The organism is Sulfolobus sp. B1, from assembly GCF_007050195.1.
In the GTDB taxonomy this organism is placed as follows: Archaea; Thermoproteota; Thermoprotei_A; order Sulfolobales; family Sulfolobaceae; genus Saccharolobus.
The window spans coordinates 1-1,658 of record NZ_QIMI01000227.1; the positions used below are offsets into that span (position 1 = coordinate 1).

At 35.8% G+C, this 1,658-nt stretch carries 2 protein-coding genes; one reads left to right on the plus strand and one right to left on the minus strand.

Annotated elements, in window-relative coordinates; all coding sequences use genetic code 11:
* The first annotated feature begins 32 nt into the window (after positions 1–32).
* Positions 33–1,007: a DHHA1 domain-containing protein gene (locus tag DMP16_RS09685; protein ID WP_069284061.1), complete on the plus strand. Its 975-nt coding sequence runs from the start codon at positions 33–35 to the stop codon at positions 1,005–1,007.
* Here the strand turns inward: DMP16_RS09685 and DMP16_RS09690 are convergent.
* Positions 997–1,658: metallophosphoesterase (locus tag DMP16_RS09690; protein WP_143577174.1), on the minus strand; the 662-nt coding region annotated here is incomplete at its 5' end. The genes DMP16_RS09685 and DMP16_RS09690 overlap by 11 nt on opposite strands.

The window sequence follows — 1,658 nt, forward strand, 5'->3', positions numbered from 1 at the left end:
GTATTAAGTTTGAAAGGTAGGTAGATGATAAATTGGATTATTATGCAATAGTTCATAACGATTTTGATGGAACTGCATCTGCTGCTGTATACGCCCGTGCTGTCAAGTCATTGCCTAAAACGGTTTTTTTCACAGAGCCTAATAAGTTACATTCCTTGCTGAAATCTTTACAGCTTAGAGGAGTTTATAACATTATGATAGCCGATTTAGGTATTAACGCTAGTACGTTTAATGAGATTGTAAAAGAGCTGAGAAGGTTAATAAGCGAAGGAGCTGAAATCGAATGGTTCGATCATCATGTTTGGAGAGATGAGTGGAAGGATGAATTGAGGGAAATAGGTGTTACGGTCTATCATGATACTTCGACATGTGGGGCAGGTGTAATATACAAGTATAGAAACAAAGAAGACGAATTTTCACGAAAGTTAGCATCAGCTGATTGTTCAGTAGACATTTGGCTTCATGACGATCCTATGGGCGAGAAGCTAAGAAGAATAGTGGAGACTAATAAAGACTTTTCATGGAAGATCGAGCTAATTAAAACGTTTTATAATGGAGTGCTATGGAATGAAAATTTTGAAAGGATGCTAGAGGATATAGTTTCTAAGGAAATTGAAGGATATAAAAAATTAATGAAAAACGTGAGATTAATAGAGATAGATGGACATAAGGTGGTAATAGCGTTAAGGTGGAAAGGTCCACCGGATATAAGTTATGCATCCCAATTCTTGATGACTAGATTAAATGCAGAAGTTTTCGTTTCAGCAAATGGTAAAAGTGTATCGTTTAGGAGTAGGGATATTGATGTCAGACAATTTGCAGTGAAGTTAGGAGGAGGAGGGCATCCATTAGCAGCTGGAGCCCAACTAACAGTACCTATCATTTACAGATTATTAAGAAAAATTGGAATATCTTCTCCAATGATGAATTGGGTGGTAAAGAAGGTTGAACGTGCTATTATAGACGTTGGTTTTATTAAATATCAAAAAGCTGAGGCTAAGTATTAATTACTAATATCCTTTTATTAGCCGGTAACGCCACGTTATAAACCTTGACTCCATAAACTACATAAAATGTTCTCTTAGCGTAATGCGCATGTCCATGGATAGCTATATTAGGCAAACAATCTACCCTTCCATTTAAGGCTAGTTTTTCTATAATTCTGTACCCTAAATGTGGATAAACGCTTTTTCTCTCACCAAGAACTGTTTGAAAAGTGCTTGCATAGTGAGTTAGAAGTATCTTTATATCCGAGCTCGAATTACATAACAAATTTTCAAGCTTTTCTAATCTCTTCATATAAAAGTTTTCATCAATACCGTTCATCATCTGCCATTTAGTTGGTGACTCTAATACTCCTTCACTTCCCACGATTGTTACTTTAATATTACCCACTTCTAAGTCTATTCTTTCATCATCTAGCCATATAATATCATTATACTTCTCCTTATAATACATCCTATTCTCGGAATAGTCCTCATTCCCAAATGTAGCTATGACATACCTAGCCCTATTCTTCAAAGCACTGTAGACTGGGCTAAAATGCTGAAAATAACCCTTTTCTACTAAGTCCCCAGCTAGGATGGCTAAGTCTGCGTTAATATTACTAATTTCTCTTAAGGCTAGAAAGAATTCATTAAGATACTTAGGAGAGTGTA